Origin of the sequence: Methylotuvimicrobium buryatense (assembly GCF_005931095.1) — a bacterium.
GTDB lineage: Bacteria > Pseudomonadota > Gammaproteobacteria > Methylococcales > Methylomonadaceae > Methylotuvimicrobium > Methylotuvimicrobium buryatense.
This window is the reverse complement of record NZ_CP035467.1, coordinates 2,020,913-2,038,487: the sequence shown is the minus strand read 5'-3', so window position 1 is coordinate 2,038,487 and position 17,575 is coordinate 2,020,913. Positions and strand designations below refer to the sequence as shown.

At 51.2% G+C, this 17,575-nt stretch carries 8 protein-coding genes; 6 read left to right on the top strand and 2 right to left on the bottom strand.

All coding sequences use genetic code 11. The features are described 5' to 3' along the window. Nucleotides 1-118: 118 nt before the first annotated feature. From EQU24_RS09195 to EQU24_RS09170, 3 genes are all read left to right on the top strand, one after another. A complete protein-coding gene (locus EQU24_RS09195; protein ID WP_017839781.1) occupies nucleotides 119-1,186 on the top strand; it encodes an efflux RND transporter periplasmic adaptor subunit in 1,068 nt (355 codons plus the stop codon). Nucleotides 1,187-1,197: 11 nt separating this feature from the next. Then, nucleotides 1,198-4,248, top strand: a complete 3,051-nt coding sequence (locus tag EQU24_RS09190) for an efflux RND transporter permease subunit (RefSeq protein ID WP_017839782.1) — start codon at nucleotides 1,198-1,200, stop codon at nucleotides 4,246-4,248. A 1,088-nt stretch (nucleotides 4,249-5,336) separates the two neighbouring features. Beyond that, on the top strand, nucleotides 5,337-7,265 hold the full coding sequence (locus tag EQU24_RS09170; RefSeq protein WP_017839785.1) for a DUF3300 domain-containing protein: 1,929 nt from the start codon (nucleotides 5,337-5,339) through the stop codon (nucleotides 7,263-7,265). A 658-nt stretch (nucleotides 7,266-7,923) separates the two neighbouring features. Here EQU24_RS09170 and EQU24_RS09165 read toward each other — a convergent pair. After that, nucleotides 7,924-9,309 carry a sensor histidine kinase gene (locus EQU24_RS09165; RefSeq protein ID WP_017839786.1) on the bottom strand — a complete coding sequence of 462 codons (1,386 nt, stop codon included), beginning with the start codon at nucleotides 9,307-9,309 and terminating at the stop codon, nucleotides 7,924-7,926. Then, nucleotides 9,296-9,976, bottom strand: coding sequence for a response regulator (locus EQU24_RS09160; RefSeq protein ID WP_014148876.1), 681 nt, complete (start codon nucleotides 9,974-9,976; stop codon nucleotides 9,296-9,298). Before EQU24_RS09160 ends, EQU24_RS09165 begins: the two co-directional genes overlap by 14 nt. A gap of 1,314 nt (nucleotides 9,977-11,290) precedes the next feature. Between EQU24_RS09160 and EQU24_RS09150 the strand changes: the two genes are divergently transcribed. From EQU24_RS09150 to EQU24_RS09140, 3 genes are all read left to right on the top strand, one after another. Continuing rightward, nucleotides 11,291-11,935: a carbonic anhydrase gene (locus EQU24_RS09150; protein WP_017839787.1), complete on the top strand. Its 645-nt coding sequence runs from the start codon at nucleotides 11,291-11,293 to the stop codon at nucleotides 11,933-11,935. Nucleotides 11,936-11,978: 43 nt separating this feature from the next. Further along, on the top strand, nucleotides 11,979-14,294 hold the full coding sequence (locus EQU24_RS09145) for a SulP family inorganic anion transporter (protein ID WP_014148879.1): 2,316 nt from the start codon (nucleotides 11,979-11,981) through the stop codon (nucleotides 14,292-14,294). A gap of 460 nt (nucleotides 14,295-14,754) precedes the next feature. After that, entirely contained in the window at nucleotides 14,755-17,508 is a 2,754-nt protein-coding gene (locus EQU24_RS09140; RefSeq protein ID WP_017839788.1) for a cation-transporting P-type ATPase, read from the top strand. Nucleotides 17,509-17,575: the final 67 nt, after the last annotated feature.

The following is a 17,575-nucleotide window of genomic DNA, read 5'->3' as shown; positions in this document are numbered from 1 at the left end:
TTGCCTACATGGATGTATTCACGGCGTCCTTTGACGGGCCCCCGGCGCCGAATTTTGATCTACGATGAGTACAATCATTATCTTGACACTCTACCTATCTTTGCAAAGGAATCGTAACATGGGGAAATCCAAATCGACCGGACAAGCGGTTTTATTACTTGTTATCACGGCGTTGCTCAGCGCCTGCGGCAATAACGACGGAGAACCTGAACAAGAAATCGTCCGCACCGTGCGTATCGAAACGGTCAAGGTTACCGAGGCGCTTGCGCAACGCCGCTTCGTCGGCCGCGTGGACGCGTTAAAAACGGTCGATCTCTCGTTTCAAGTCGGCGGACGCCTGGCCGAATTGCCGGTACAACAAGGTACCGTGGTTGCCAAGGGCGGCTTGATTGCTGCGCTCGATCCGACCGATTTTCGACTGAACGAACAAGAAGCCAAAACACAATACGCCTTCGCACAACTCGATCTCGGTCGCAAACGCAATCTCGCGGCCTCGGATACGATACCGAAGATCATGCTGGACGAAGCCGAAACCGCCTTTAAACTGCGCCAAGTCGCACTGGACAATGCCCGCCGTAACCTATCGTATGCCCGTATCGCCGCACCATTCGATGCGTTAATTACGCGCCGTTTGTTGGATATCCATACCCATGTTGCGCCGCACCAAGCCGTAGTCAGGCTTCAGGACGTCAGTGCTTTACACGTCAAGATTAATGTACCGGAAGATCTAATCAGACTAATCGGCCTTGCCGACGCAATGAGTATCGAGGCGGAGTTTCCGGGTCAGCCCGGTAAACGCCTGCCGCTACGCTATCTGGAACATGCCACTGAAGCCGATGCGGTCGCGCAGACCTACGAAGTGACACTGGAATTGCAACGCCCGCACGATATGAAGATATTACCGGGCATGACCGTCAGCGTCTCGGTCGGCAGCCCTTTCGTCAACGGATCGACCGAAATCACGATCCCGCTCTCTGCGATCGATACCGATGAACATGGAAAGACCCGAGTTTGGCTATTTGATACGCAGACCGAAACCGTCTCGCCGCACGTTATCGAAATCGGCGCCGTCGCCGCCAGCCGCGTACCGGTATTATCAGGCTTGAGCGGCGGTGAACATATCATCACGGCCGGCGGACATTTGCTGCATGACGGCATGACGGTACGCCTTTTTACCGGATTTTAAGGACTATCGCCATGTCTATCGATATCGCACGCGCGGCCATCGAACGCCCGGTCAATACCTGGCTGATCATCCTGACTTGCCTGATCGGAGGCCTGTGGGGCCTATCCACGGTCGGGCGCCTCGAAGACCCTGCCTTTACCATTAAACAAGCCTTAGTCATTACGCCGTATCCTGGCGCGACGGCCGAAGAGGTCGAACTGGAAGTCACGGAACCCTTGGAATCGGCGATTCAACAATTACCGCAAATCAAACACATCACCTCGCGATCCAAACCCGGCATTTCCGAAATCGAAGTCGAAATCAAGGACACCTACGATGGCAATACGATGCCGCAGGTCTGGGACGAGCTGAGGCGCAAAGTCGGCGATGCTCAAAAAACCTTGCCGGAAGGCGCGAACCCATCGACCGTCAACGACGACTTCGGCGATGTATTCGGTATTTTTTATGCAATCACCGCACCGGGATTTTCGGATCGGGAAATCTTAGATCTGGCTAAATTTTTACGCCGCGAGCTGCTGACCGTGACCAATGTAGCAAAAGTCGAAACCGCCGGCATGCGCACCGAAACCATCTATGTCGAGGTATCGAATGCCAGGCTCGCGCGTTTCGGGCTACCGATGGCTCAGGTCTTAAATACCATTTCTTCGGAAAACAGGATCGCCGATGCCGGCGCGGTCACGATCGACGACCGGCGCATCCGCATTACCACTTCCGCCGGCTTCGATTCAGTCTCCGCGATCGAAGCGTTGCGCATCGGTCGTCCCGGAAGCACGGAACAAATCAGCTTGATCGATCTTGCCGAGATCCGCCGCGAACCGACCGAAATCCCGGACCATCTCGTGCACTTCAACGGCATGCCGGCCTTTACGTTGGCGATTTCTGGCGTCACCGACGCCAACATCGTCACGATCGGCCAGGCGGTCGAGGCGCGCCTGGCCGAACTGGCGCCGCGCATTCCTTTAGGGATCGAGATTCATCCGATTTACGAGCAACACAAAGTCGTTGACCAATCGATCGATGACTTCATCGTCAATCTAATCGTATCGGTCTCGATCGTGATTCTGTCGCTGTGCCTAATGATGGGCTGGCGCGTCGGTTTGATAGTCGGCGCGACGCTGCTGCTAACCGTGCTCGGTACGGTGTTCTTGATGCGTGTTTTTCATATCGATATGGAGCGCATTTCGCTCGGCGCGTTGATTATCGCGATGGGCATGCTGGTCGATAACGCGATCGTGGTTGCCGAAGGCATGCTGATTAACATGCAGCACGGCATGAACGGCAAGGACGCCGCGACCATATCGGTCAAACGCACGCAACTGCCGCTGCTCGGCGCGACCGTGATCGGCATCATGGCCTTTTCCGGCATAGGGCTGTCGCCGGACGTCACCGGTGAATTTTTGTTTTCGCTGTTTGCGGTAATCGGGATGTCGCTGCTGTTAAGCTGGATCTTAGCGATCACGGTAACTCCTTTGTTCGGTCATTTATTCTTGAAAGTCGAGCAAACCGGTGAGGACCCCTACCGTGCGTGGGTCTATCAAGCCTACCGCAAAACGCTAACCGCTACCTTAAAAGCCAGAGCCTTGACCGCTTTGATCATGGTCCTGTTGACTGCGGCCTGCTTCGCCGGTTTCGGCATGGTCAAGCAAGCCTTTTTTCCCGACGCCAACACGCCGTTGTTCTACATTCATTATCAACTGCCGCAAGGCAGCGATATCCGCTCGACCGAACGCGATATCGGCGAAATCGACGCAATTATCCGCGCCAAACCGGACGTTGTGTCAGTGGCAAGCTTCATCGGCCGCGGCGCCAGCCGCTATATGCTGACTTACGCGCCGGAACAACCGAACAGCTCCTATGGACTGTTTATTGTCCGTACAGAAAATCTCGACCCCATTCCCGCCTTGGCCGCGGAATTGAAAAACGAACTGAACGCCGCCTATCCCAATGCCGAAATCCGCACCGAACGACTGATGTTCGGTCCCGGCGGCGGCGCGAAAATCGAAGCGCGTTTTTCAGGTCCCGACTCCGCCGTGCTGCGCCGGCTCGGCAACGAAGCTTTGGATATCATGCGCGCCGACGGCAATCTCATCGATCTGCGCACGAATTGGCGGCAAAAGGAACTGGTGATGAAACCTGTCTATAGTCCCGAACGCGCGCGTATTGCCGGCATCGGTTTGAGCGACTTGGCGCAGGCCCTGCAATTCGCCAGCACCGGCATCCAAGCCGGTACTTACCGCGAGGACGACAAACAAATCCCCATCGTCGTTCGCCCGCCGGATGCCGAGCGGCGCGATGCCAAACAATTGCGCGACCGCTTGGTTTGGAGCAATGCCGACCAATCTTATATCCCGATCGCGCAAATCGCCGAACATTTCGAAACGGTCAGCGAGGATACCTTAATACACCGGCGCAACCGGGTGCGTACATTGATCGCGCAGGCCGACCCGTTACCGGAACTGACCGCCGATCAAGCCTTCCGCCGCATCCGCGCGCAAATCGAAGCCATTCCGCTACCGTCCGGTTATCGTTTCGAATGGGGCGGCGAATACGAAAGCTCGACCGACGCACAAACCGCGCTCAACGCCCAGATACCGGTCGGCTTCGTCGTCATGCTAGTCATCAGTATTTTGTTGTTCGGCAAAGTGCGTCAACCGCTGATCATCTGGCTGGTCGTGCCGATGTCGGTCTGCGGCGTCGTGATCGGTCTGCTGATTTCCAATCAGCCGTTCAGCTTCATGGCCCTACTCGGTCTGTTGAGCCTGTCCGGCATGCTAATGAAAAATGCGATCGTGCTGGTCGACGAAATCGACGCGCAAATCGACGAAGGTAAACACGGCCATGCCGCGATCGTCGACGCCGGCGTTAGCCGTCTACGCCCGGTATTCCTTGCCGCCGGCACGACGATACTCGGTATGATCCCATTGTTAACCGATGCCTTTTTTGCCAGCATGGCGGTCACGATCATGGGAGGACTGGCCTTCGCGACTGTGTTGACCCTGATCGCCGTGCCGGTGTTGTATGCGTTGTTTTTTGGGGTAAAAGCCGAAGCTGCGGCGAAATAGCTCTCTGCGGGACGGTTACAGACTTCGAAAATGGACAACGGCAACTTGAACGACGCCGGCCTCGACATCGCGACGAAGGCATCGCTCCTACAGCGACTGAAAGCCTTTGTGGGAGCGATCCCCTGATCGCGATCGTCGAAGTCGATACGACCGAAAACCGCACAACGGTATCGAAGTCGCAACGCCAAAGCCCCGAAAAAAACGGCTAAACGTTACAGACTTCGAAAAAGGACAACGACAACTTGAACGACGCCGGCCTCGACATCGCGACGAAGGCGTCGCTCCCACAGCGACGGGAAGCCTTTGTAGGAGCGATCCCCTGATCGCGATCGTCGAACTCGATACGACCGAAAAACGCACAACGGTATCGAAGTCGCAACGCCAAAGCCCCGAAAAAAACGCCTAAACGTTACAGACTTCGAAAAAGGACAACGACAACTTGAACGACGCCGGCCTCGACATCGCGACGAAGGCGTCGCTCCCACAGCGACGGGAAGCCTTTGTGGGAGCGATCCCCTGATCGCGATCGTCGAACTCGATACGACCGAAAAACGCACAACGGTATCGAAGTCGTAGCGCCAAAGCCCCGAAAAAAACGGCTAAACGTTACAGACTTCGAAAAAAGACAACGACAACTTGAACGACGCCGGCCTCGACATCGCGACGAAGGCGTCGCTACCACAGCGACGGGAAGCCTTTGTGGGAGCGATCCCCTGATCGCGATCGTCGAACTCGATACGACCGAAAAACGCACAACGGTATCGAAGTCGCAACGCCAAAGCCCCGAAATAAACGGCTAAACGTTACAGACTTCGAAAAAGGACAACGGCAACTTGAACGACGCCGGCCTCGACATCGCGACGAAGGCGTCGCTCCCACAAAAGATTTTTCTCCTGCGGGACGGAGTTGCAAACCCCGTCCCGCCAATGAACAAAAATCGTGGAGTCGGGTGCGTTCCTTATTCAGCAGAGATTAAGCGTCAAATGCGACAATCTCTCAAGTGCGGGAAAATTGACCGACGCCGATATCCGACGATCGCATGCCTTTCCTGCCTAACCCGCCAAGGCCCAAGCCTGGAGGCAAATACGATGAAAACGATTATCATGCTGCTTGTCGCGTTGATATCTTACGTGCCGACCGCATCCGCTCAACAAGAGAATCCGGCTTTCAGTCAAGCCGAACTCGATCAAATGCTGGCGCCGATCGCGTTGTATCCCGACGCACTATTGTCGCAAATACTGGTGGCGGCCACCTACCCTTTAGAAGTCGTCGAAGCGGCCCGTTGGTCGGTAGACAATCCGGGCCTCGAAGGCGAACAGGCTGCAAATGCCGCCGAACATCAACCCTGGGACCCCAGCGTCAAAGCCTTGGTTGCATTTCCGGGCGTCCTGAACCGGATGAACGACGACCTGAACTGGACTCGCGCGCTCGGCGACGCGTTTTTATTTCAAGAAGCGCAAGTCATGGATAGCGTTCAGAACCTGCGGCAACGAGCCTATGAGGCGGGCAACCTCAATTCGACGGAAAACGCGCGAGTCGTACGAGAAAATCAAGTTATCGTTATCGAACCGGCCAACCCTCAAGTCGTCTATGTGCCTTATTATAATCCACAGATCGTTTACGGCTCATGGTGGTGGCCCGGTTACGCCCCCATTTACTGGGGGCCGCCGCCCGGCATTCATTTGAACTTGGGCTTTAATTGGGGCTGGGGACGCGGCATCTTCGTATCGCCGGGTTTTTTCTTCAGCAGCTTCGACTGGTATCGACGCCAGACCGTAGTTGTCCATCGCCATCATATTTATCAACACAGACCTCATTTTTATTCGGGACGACACGTACGCTATGCAGACTTTCCTAGATGGCAGCATAATTCGAATCACCGCAGAGGTGTTGCCTATCGCCATGATTCGCTGCAGCGTCAATTCGGAACGTCAAGACGTTTCGGTGCCGACTATGCCAATACTCGCCGAAATAAATTCGATCGCACCGATAACATAAACCGGTCTCAATCGGGACGGCGCAACCAAGGCTGGAGCGGTTATGCCTCCACGCGAAATAATGACGATCGATCAACGGCCAAAAGCACCGGGCGGAGAGATAATCGCTCCGACACCGACAGAATGACAACAAGAGATCGTTGGCGCACTAATAGCACCAACTGGCCCCAATCCGACCAGCGCAATCGAGGCTGGAGCAATAATGCCGCCACGCAAAGTCATGACGATCGATCAACGGCCCAAAGCTCCGGACGCAGAGATAATCGCTCCGACACCGACAGAATGACAACAAGAGATCGTTGGCGCACTAATAGCACCAACCGGCCCCAATCCGACCAGCGCAATCGAGATCGGAGCAGTTATGCCACCACGCAAAGTCATGACGATCGATCAACGGCCCAAAGCTCCGGACGCAGAGATAATCGCTCCGACACCGACAGAATGTCGACAAGAGATCGTTGGCGCCAATCCAGCGGAATTTCGTCAAGCGGTTTGTCAAACGATTTAGGTTCGCGCAATTCCAGCACAAACGCTCAAAGCGCTTCATTCGGCAATACCCGGAGGCAAAGCAGTACCTATAATCGTGGCAACGCGCAACGGCGAGAAATTTCTTCGCAGCGAACGGCCTCCGATTTATCTTCAAACCGCGAAGCCGGGAGTCTTCCTGCGCAACGACGCTCTAGCGCCCCTAACCGAGAAACTAATCGAAACCAAGATTTTCATCGTCAAATTTCTAGTGGAGCAACTATTCAAAATAGACGCGCCAGCTCATACGGACCAACGTCTCCAGCTTTTTCACCAGAACGTCAACAAACCCGCCCCTCCACTAATGCGCGCGTAACAAGAACCGAAAACCGACTTCAGACTCCGTCTTCCTCGACGACCGTTAGTCGCGATAGAGGCGGCTCATCGACAGGTGTGCGTTATCGACCCTCAAACAGTAACAATAGTCGCGGCGACTCAGGCGGTTATTCCTCCGGCAGGTCATTCAATCGAAGAGAGTCATCAAATTCACGCTGACATACTTCGTGAGTAAAATCTCGCATTTAGGTTTATTCTAAAGTAGCATTTCACCATGAAGAATAAGAAGTTATAACTTTCGCACTTCAAATTTCGGCATTAGCCAACCTGATTAGCAAGATACCTCAGCTTGCCGAAGCCAAGTGTCCGAGCAGGGGCCAGTCGTAGTCGAAAAAACTAAAATATGCCTTCTGCGGGACGGGTTATTTAACCCGTCCCCAACGTTTCGGTTTGCCCTAAACATTTCGGCTGACTTCGGCCAAAGTCAAAACGTTTAGGACGGGGTTGCAAACCCCGTCTTGCTAGGGATATGCTGGTTTTTGGGCTTTAGCTGAAGAAACTTGCTAATCAGGTTAGCCAATGGAGGTGCCGGGGTGTTCGGCAAAGGCTTTGATAGCATGGATGCTATCATAGAGCCTACATGGACGTATTTACGGCGTCCTTTGACGGGCACCCCGGCACCGAAATTTGACAAGCAAAGGGTATAATACAATAACGTGTTATTCGTTTGTATAGAGCTTTCGTTCACGCAAGAGGTTAGCAGGAATGTTCAGATAATCTCTTAAAATACGTCAACTGCTTCATGGTTAAACTACCGAATTTAGGTTTATGCCCAACAATTCATTGCTTGGCATAAACCTAATCCGTAAAAATCAACCTACTTCTCAGTCGACGTTTGCTTAAACACCACATCGGCTTTCGTCCCACCCTTGCCTGGCGAAGTGCCGAGAACTAGCTCCGCTTGATGTAAGTCGGCAATTTCCTTGACAATCGGAAGTCCTAATCCGCAGCCATCCCCAGGACTTCCCGGAATTCGATAAAAGCGCTCGAAGATTTTATCCATTTCGGATACCGGTATGCCCGGCCCATCGTCCTCGACAGTCAACGTAGGCGAAGAACCCGGCTTTAACCTTACGATTATGCTACCGTTCTCTCGTCCGTAACAAATCGCGTTATCGAGAAGATTGACCAATAACTCGCGAATTAAAATTTCGTTGCCATTGATATAAACCGCATGTTTAGGGCCTTCGAAACTGAGCTCGATATTATTCTGCAAGGCCTTAGGAACCCATTCGCTGCTGACCTCCCTCACCAGCGCCAATAAATCGAACTTTTCCAAAAGCAGCCCGCTTTCAATTGCACCCGATTTAGCTAATGCCAAAAGTTGAGAGATGATATGAGAAACCCTGTCGGCACTGCTTTGAATTTGCAGTAAGGCCGGCTTCATTGCCGCCATGTTATCTTCCCGTAACGCTCTCTCCGATTGCAATTTCAGCCCCGCTAGCGGCGTACGAAGTTGATGCGCGGCATTAGCGATAAAGCGTTGCTGAGAAGCAATCGCGCCATCCAAGCGCTTCAACAAGCCATTAATGGTATCGGTCAAAATCCGTACTTCCGCAAAAACATGCGCTTCAGGGATCGGACTTAAGTCTTTCGGGGAGCGCATCGCAATTTCATCGGCCAATCCGCGTAAAGGACTCAAGCCTCGATAAACGGCCTTGCGCATATAGAAACCAATAAAAATCGCTAAAACAATCGGCGGAATCAAATCGGCCAATAAAATATCCATCATCATGTTGCGGCGCTTGTTGAGCGTCTCGGCAACATGCACGAATACGATTTCCGGAAGATCTTCCCGCGCGACAAGGATAGAGACTCCTCGGACAGACTCGCCTCGAACCGTATCATTGAAAAAAACCGGCGTCGACCAATCGGTCGATTCATCGAAAGGTTCGGGAACGAAGCTATCTCCGGCGATCATGCCTTGGTTTTCAGCGATGATTTTGAAATAAGTCTTGTCTAATTCATCCCATTTGAAAATGGTCAACGCAGCCGGGGGTAATTCCGCAATAATCCGATTGTCATTCACTTTGATTTCCTGCACCAAAGAACCTGCCGAATCCAATAGCCATCGATCGTAAGCTTCATCGACATAATGCCGCGTAACATAATAGGAACTAACGGCTTCAAACACGACAAACAGCAAAACCGGCGTGATTAACCGAATCAGTATTTCGGTTCTTAGCGTTCTATTTTGCTCCATCGCTACCCGTCTCCAGCAAGTAACCTAAACCCCGTACTGTCCGTATAACGGCGTCGTAAGGTTCGATGCGCTTTCGAACGCGGTGCACATATACTTCGATCGCATTATCGGCCAATGCATCGCCGTCCGCCGACAAACGCTGCGCGATACGATCCTTGCAAACCACTTTGCCTGCTTGTAACAGCAAAATTTCGAGAACCGCCGCTTCACGAGCCGATAACACCAATAACTGCCCATCCGCGGAAACTTGGTTATTTTGAGTATCGAGCGAAAGACGACCCACTTCGATGGTATAGCTGAAGCCCCCATAACAACGCCTGATCAAAGCGTGAATACGCGCTTCCAACTCCATTAGCTCGAAAGGTTTGGTCATGTAGTCGTCCGCACCTTGACGAATACCCTCGATGCGGTCGTTCATACTTTCCCGTGCCGTCAAAATCAATATTGGCAATGAAACCTTGCGGTTACGAAATTTGCGCAATAATTCTAAACCGTCCATATCGGGCAACCCCAAGTCGAGCACAATCAAATCGAAATCTTGTGCTTCTACCAATTGCTCGGCATAACGCCCGCTTTTGGTGGCGGTAACAACGTAACCGGTTTTTTTAAGCGTATGAATCAATCCATCGGTAAGAACGGAATCATCTTCGATCAATAAAATATTCATAATAGTTAAAGCATAAACAAAACGATAAACCTAAAAAATCAGTCGGAGCGCTTGGAATTCGTTCGTGTTGGGCAAAGAGAGCCCCTCATGGACGGGTTCACCCCGCATAGGCGCCAACTTAAGGAAAAACGCGCCATTCCGCCAGGTTGGCGGAATCCAGGGCCAGGGATGGCAATGCTTAGCTTCACACTCATGTAGACAATCCATGCCGATATGACGAATAAAGCCACAAATACACCATAGTATAGGCACTAAGTTGGCGATTATGGGGTCACCCCGCACCAAAAATTATCTAAATAGTCATTTACTGTGAAAGTCCGCAAATCCGAAGTCCTTATCTAATTTTTCGATATGCAAAGCTCAGCAACGAAAATGCCGGTTCCGAAGAGGGTGCGGTTACTCGTCCGACAGGCGTCGGCGGCAAGGATAGCCGCCGTCGAGACTACATGGACGTATTCAAGGCGTCCTGTCGGGCGAGTGACCGCACCCTCCCCAACGCCCCGCACTTTCATTTACTGGGGCGATTGCCAGGCTTTCATGAACTTTAGGCTATCGAACATTGATACTGAGTTCATAACGTTCCGTAATAAGCATACCTCATACCTAACAAAATTGAACGATTATTAAGTAAGAATGGACCAGAAATCAATGCCTAATACTAAACTGCATACTCAGGCTAAATAGTTATACCCATCGCACTTCAAATTTCGGCATTGACGTATGGAGGCGCCGGGGTGTTCGGCAAAGGCTTTGACAGCAGGGATGCTGTCACAGAGCCTACATGGACGTATTCACGGCGTCCTTTGACGGACACCCCTGCGCCGAAATTTGACCAGCAAAGGGTATACAATCCGGTTAAAAATAAACATCGTTGAATTGAAAGCATTTTGAAAGGTAGTATCGATACAATACCTTCCAAACCAAACTATCGGTCCTCATTAGATTCGATAATCGCTAATTGATGCGATTGGTTTAAACCAAACAAAATTAATTTGTAACAATTCGGTTTTTTGCCGGACTGGTCTAGTGTATTGATTTAACAGGAAGCGTTTCACTGACACATAAATTCTTTTTCACTGTATCGAACTTTAAGAATTTAAGCGTCCGTTGTACCTCCCTTTGAAAACTCTAAAACATGGACTCGCAGGTCACCGCCTCGAACAAAACGAAACGAAGACCAGTGAAGAGTATATGAAGAAAATCTGTCTTGCCGTTGTAAAGCCGACAAATCAATAAGCTATAACATCCAGATTAAACAGATCGAAACGTTACGATTTTCAACTATAGAAAATTGCAAACAGCAAGGCGGAAACTATGAAATCATTCGAAAAGCTGTTAATGGAAAACAAAAAATGGGCCTCTGACAAGCAAAGCATAGACCCCAATTTTTTTAAACATCTTGCAAAAGAGCAAAGACCCGAATTCCTTTGGATCGGATGTTCGGATAGCCGTGTTCCGGCAGAACTCATCGTAAATGCCGAACCCGGCGAAATTTTCATTCATCGCAACATTGCTAATCAGATGGTGGCGACCGACTTCAATTGCTTAAGCGTCTTGCAATATGCGGTAGCTGTGTTGAAAGTCAAGCACATTATCGTTTGCGGTCATTACAACTGCGGCGGAGTTAAAGCCGCTTTATCCAAACAACACCCGAAATTGGTGCTGACCAATAAATGGCTCATGCATATCAAGGACGTCTATCGCTTAAATAAAGATGAAATCGACAGCCTTCCCACCGAAGAACAGCGCGTTAACCGGCTGGTAGAGCTCAATATTCTCGAGCAAGTCCAAACTCTCGCGCATACATCGATTATTCAACAAGCCTGGCATCAAGAACAGCGACCGATCATTCACGGCTGGGTCTATGGCCTGGAGAACGGCTTATTAAACTCGCTAGCGACGATTTATCCGGATGCCGAAATTGACCCGATATTCAAATACGATTATCAATATGCATGAATATAGAGCGGACAATACGTCCCAAATCACGAGGAAATGAACGATGATTTTGCAACGTTTACGACTATTTAACACATTTTTCGACAGTCGCTGGGAGGACCTGACCCGCGACACTTGGATGCAAACGACCTATCGAGATTTCAGCGCCGGCTTGATCGTGGCACTGACAGCAATCCCGATGGCCATGGGCTTTGCAATGGCCATGGGCTTGCGTCCCGAACAAGGCATTATCGCCGGAGCGTTAGCTTGTGCAGTCGGGCGAACCTGGGGCGGCTCAAAATATCAAGTTTACGGCCCTACCGCAGCCTTTATTCCCTTAATTGCCGCACTGATGATGAAGTACGGCGAAACCAATGGGGGCAGCGCTCAGGAAGCCCACGGCTTTCTCGTATTAGTCTCGATCATAGCCGGCGTGATATTGATGCTAATGGGCGTCTTCGGTCTCGGCAAATACGCCAAGCTGGTCCCGAACTCGATTGTCGTCGGCTTTACGGTCGGCATCGCAATCGTGATTGCGCTCACCAATGTCGAAGATATCCTAGGCGTGGAAAACTTCAAGGATATGCTCGGCCAAGATGAGGGAATCACCGGAGGTTTGACTCATAATATTGCAGCCGCGTTTAACAATCTCCACATGATCAATGGCTGGTCTGTCGCAATAGGCTTGGGTACGTTTGTCCTGACGAAGTTTTTGCTGCGCATCTCGATTTTTATTCCGGCACCGCTGATTGCGATCGCTGCCTCGACTATCGTGACCGCGACACTGCTGAAAGATAAAGGTATTATTTTAGTTGGCGATATTTACGGTTCCATTCCCAACAATTTCTTCGTCTTCACCCCGCCGGTGATGCCGACGATGACTTCGGGTGTTATGGTCGATATCGTTTATTTCACACTAGCCATCGTTTTCGTATCGGGCGTCGAAAGCTTGCTGTGTTCGTCGATGGCCGACCGCCTTGCCGATAATCGTAAAACCCCGTTCAATCCCGATAAGGAATTTTGGGGACAAGGCTTGGTACAAGTTCTGGTCCCGATGGTAAACGGCTTTCCTTGCACCGGCGCCTTGGCGAGAACCGCGACCAGCATCAAGGCCGGCGCGGTGACGCCTTTGGCCGGTTATTTCAAAGCCGTTCTCAAATTGGCGTTGGCTTATTACATCGCCAGCTATCTGGAAGCCGTACCCATGGCTTGCATCGGCGGTATTTTATTATGGGTGGCCACCAACATGGTTAAACCATCCGAAATGAAGGAAGTGCTGGGACACAATAAATTCCATGCCGGATTGATGATTTACACTGCGGTAATGGTGCCGATGACCGACTTTTTGACCGGCGTACTTTCCGCTTTAGTTATTTATGTCTTGTTGTTTAAATTTCTGGACAAGCCCGTCAAGCGCGAAGAAGAGCACGTTGCCGAGGTGGTCGGCGCGGATCAAGCCATTATTTCCGCCCCAGGCCGTTTTAACAGGGTAACGATTCCTTTGGCGATGACCGCCGAAGACGCGGAATTACTGCATTACGCCGCCAAATTGGCGGAACGCGATATTGCCAAGGAATTTCATTTCGTCCATGTCATTCCTCCGCAAAAACAACCTATTAAACCGAATCAAGAAGCATCGATCAAACAAAGTATACGCGACGAAGTCGAGAAGTATTTCGATACCGATATCGAGCATGTGACTTTTATGTCGCATGTACTGAGCGGTCCATCGCGTCTCGATAAGTTGATTGAATATACTGTCGCCTCCAATTCGGACCTGATCCTATTAGGTCACCGGAAAAACCGTACCGGACAACGCTCGTTGGGCCGCCGTCTGGCAATGGTAACCAAGGCATCTGTTTGGATGGTTCCCGAAGGCACGAGCCGGGATATCAAGCGCATTATCGCTCCGGTGGATTTCTCGCAGCCTTCGGCCGATAGCTTATCTCATGCGACTGCAATAGCTAAATTGCATGGCCTGAATGAAGTTACAGCCTTGCATGTTTATTTCGATCCGTCGACGATTCGCTATGATGAACATATCGATGAAGTCAAGTGGCACGAACAACAAGCTTTCGAAGAGTTTTTAGCTAAAATAGAAACTCACGGCATCACCGTAAAACCGGAATTTGTCGAAAGCAGTATTCCGAGCAACGCGATTCTGCATAGAGCCAAGGAACTGGATGGCGACTTGATCGTAATGAGTACCCGCGGGCGAAGCAACACCGCGACTATTCTACTCGGCAGTGCAACATCGCAAATCATGATGGACTCTCCGATTCCGATTGTTGCGATTAAGCATTACGGGGATCAATTAGATTTGCTCGATGCCTTAATCGCCAGTCGATTCTGGGAGCGCTCAGACCCGAAAACGAACTAACTATTCGTCACAACCGGTCTGCAACTCCTTCGTTGCAGGCCGGTTGTGCAATTGAACCAAGTCGCCGAAACCAAACCATGACCTTGGTTTCCGCCCCCCAAAAATAGATATTTCCTCTATCGCTTATACAAGCTCGCAATACTTGACCGCACAGTTGCCCGTTTCACTGTTATAATCTTTAACAGGACTTGAGTTATCAAACTTCCTGATCGCCGCCTGATACGACCATCATACAAAGACTTAGGATTTCGCGATAAATAACTCCCTGGAGCTACCAGCTTTGTCGAGAATTCGATTACTCGTTTGACAGGATTACGTCCTTGTACACTTCCCTGCGGCCGATACCAGTTAATCGAGCAACCGAACCCTCCATAAAATAGGGAAATTGTTGATGACCAAATCCTTACGCGTCTATTGAAATGATATTGTCAGCATAAAATCAACCATAAAGGAGCTTTATATGGGCAAATCAAAGCAAAAAGTCGAGAAAATAGCGAAGATCGATTGGCACGCATCATCGACCGAGAAAGTTCTCAAACAACTCGGCGGCAACCCGGACGGACTTTCCGGACAAGAAGCCGTATCCCGTCTGCAAAAATATGGCGCAAATCGTTTGCCCCCGGCCAAAACCCGAGGTCCGTTACTGCGCTTTTTTTCCCAATTTCATAACTTATTAATCTACGTCTTGATAGGTGCAGCAGTCGTCACGGCATTGCTCGATCATTGGATCGATACTTACGTGATCATCGCCGTCGTGTTTGTCAATTCGATTATCGGTTTCGTTCAAGAAGGCAAGGCTGAAAAATCGCTCGAAGCAATTCGACATATGTTGGCGCCACGCGCGACGGCATTGCGCGACGGTAATCGAATAGGGATTCCGGCCGAAGAATTGGTTCCCGGCGATATCGTGATTCTCGAACCGGGCGATAAAGTTCCCGCCGACCTGCGCTTAATTTCGGCAAAGGGCCTGCAAATCCAAGAGGCCGTCCTGACCGGCGAATCGGTCGCTGTCGAAAAAACAACCCAAGCGGTCGAAGCAAATGCCGACTTAGGGGACCGTTTTCCGATGGCCTATTCCGGAACGATGGTTGCAGCCGGACACGGCAAAGCGATCGTCGTAGCGACCGGTGCCGATACCGAAATCGGCCGCATCAGCGGCATGATTTCTAGTATCGAAGAGTTGACTACTCCGCTGCTTAAACAAATCGCGATTTTTTCCCGCTGGCTGACCTTGGCGATCATCCTGATTGCCGCAAGCGTCTTTGCTTTCGGTTTTTATATCCAGGGAACCGATCCCTCGGAAATGTTCATGACCGTGGTCGGCCTCGCTGTAGCGGCCATTCCTGAAGGTTTACCGGCAATCCTAACGGTAACATTGGCCATCGGCGTCCAGCGCATGGCCTCCCGCAATGCCATTATCCGCCGACTGCCGGCAGTCGAAACACTCGGCGCCGTATCGATCATTTGTTCGGACAAAACCGGCACACTGACGCGTAACGAAATGACCGTCAAATCCATCGTAACGTCATCCAAACTCTATGAAATCAGCGGCGTCGGCTATGAGCCTTCCGGCGACTTTTTCTCGGGCGGCGAACATGTCGCTATCGACAAGCGCCCTATTTTGCAGCAAATCGTTAAATACGGCGCCTTATGTAACGATTCGTCCCTGCGCCAAAAAGACGATCAATGGATTGTCGACGGCGACCCGATGGAAGGCGCCTTATTAACCGTTGCCATGAAAGGCGGTTTCGAACCTACCGACCTGCACCGCAAAAATACTCGAGGCGATGTGATTCCGTTCGATGCCCAACACCGCTTCATGGCTACCTTGAATCACGACCATGAAAACCATCAGTATATTATCGTCAAAGGCGCACCGGAACGTTTGATCGAACTATGCACCTTAGAACGTCAAAAAGACGGCGATGTTGCTATCAATCCTGCTTATTGGACCGGCTGGATCGATGAGGTCGCCTCACTCGGACAACGCGTTTTGGCCATCGCTTTCAAACCGGTCGAAGAAGGTAAAACCGAGCTTAATTTTTCGGACCTGGATGACGGTTTGATACTGTTGGGACTTATCGGCCTAATCGACCCGCCGCGCGAGGAAGCGATACAAGCCGTCAAGGAATGCCGCGCGGCCGGTATCCGCGTCAAAATGATCACTGGCGATCACGCCGCGACTGCCCGCGCGATTGCCGCGCAATTACACCTTGAAAATCACGATGAAGTCATGACCGGCCAAGACCTGTCTTCGATCGGCGACGATGAATTGATCGAAGTCGCCGCGCGCGTCGATATCTTCGCCCGAACATCGCCGGAACACAAATTGCGACTGGTTACCGCCATGCAGGCAGGCGGCAATGTCATTGCCATGACCGGAGATGGGGTTAACGATGCTCCAGCTTTGAAACGAGCCGATGTTGGTATCGCAATGGGTCGGACCGGAACCGAAGCCGCCAAGGAAGCTTCGGAAATGGTGCTGGCGGACGACAATTTCGCATCGATCGCACGCGCAGTCCGCGAAGGCCGTACCGTCTACGATAATTTAAAGAAAGCCATCATTTTTTTATTGCCGGTCAACGGCGGCGAATCGATGAGCATCATCGCCGCGGTATTGACCGGCCTGACTTTGCCGATCACGCCGCTACAAGTCCTTTGGGTCAATATGGTCAGCTCGGTCGCCTTGGCAATGGCGCTGGCCTTCGAGCCGTCCGAGCCTAGCGTCATGCAGCGTCCTCCGAGACCTAAAGACGAAGCGATGTTGTCCGGCTTTTTATTGTGGCGCATCACCTTCGTTTCGCTGCTGTTTTTTGCCGGCATTTACGGTATTTTCCTCTGGAGCCAACTGCACGGCTCGACGCTCGAAGAAGCACGAACTTATGCGGTCAATACGTTGGTTATGCTGGAAGTCTTTTACCTTTTAAATGTACGTTACCTAAGCAGTTCCTCTCTATCGTTCAAACACTTATTCAGCTCTAAAGCCGTTTTAATCGCAATTTTTGTCGTTATTACGCTTCAAGCCATATTTACTTATGCACCGTTCATGGAACACTTTTTCGACACCCGTCCGGTCGACTTCATCCATGGCATGGAAATCGTCGGAATCGGCCTGTTCTTGTTCATCATACTGGAATTGGAAAAATTGATTAGACGCCTATTTTCTAACCGTCGGGCTAAAAACCTTAAAGCCCAACCGAAAGCCAAGAGGTAAATCTTAAGGAACGTGCATTTTCCTCAAACAGTTTCTATGCAGAGCATCACTGCTATTAAGTTAACGG

Coding starts and splice junctions, on each gene's coding strand:
- EQU24_RS09195 (WP_017839781.1), top strand. CDS start 119: ATGGGGAAATCCAAATCGACCGGACAAGCGGTTTTATTACTTGTTATC.
- EQU24_RS09190 (WP_017839782.1), top strand. CDS start 1,198: ATGTCTATCGATATCGCACGCGCGGCCATCGAACGCCCGGTCAATACC.
- EQU24_RS09170 (WP_017839785.1), top strand. CDS start 5,337: ATGAAAACGATTATCATGCTGCTTGTCGCGTTGATATCTTACGTGCCG.
- EQU24_RS09165 (WP_017839786.1), bottom strand. CDS start 9,309: ATGGAGCAAAATAGAACGCTAAGAACCGAAATACTGATTCGGTTAATC.
- EQU24_RS09160 (WP_014148876.1), bottom strand. CDS start 9,976: ATGAATATTTTATTGATCGAAGATGATTCCGTTCTTACCGATGGATTG.
- EQU24_RS09150 (WP_017839787.1), top strand. CDS start 11,291: ATGAAATCATTCGAAAAGCTGTTAATGGAAAACAAAAAATGGGCCTCT.
- EQU24_RS09145 (WP_014148879.1), top strand. CDS start 11,979: ATGATTTTGCAACGTTTACGACTATTTAACACATTTTTCGACAGTCGC.
- EQU24_RS09140 (WP_017839788.1), top strand. CDS start 14,755: ATGGGCAAATCAAAGCAAAAAGTCGAGAAAATAGCGAAGATCGATTGG.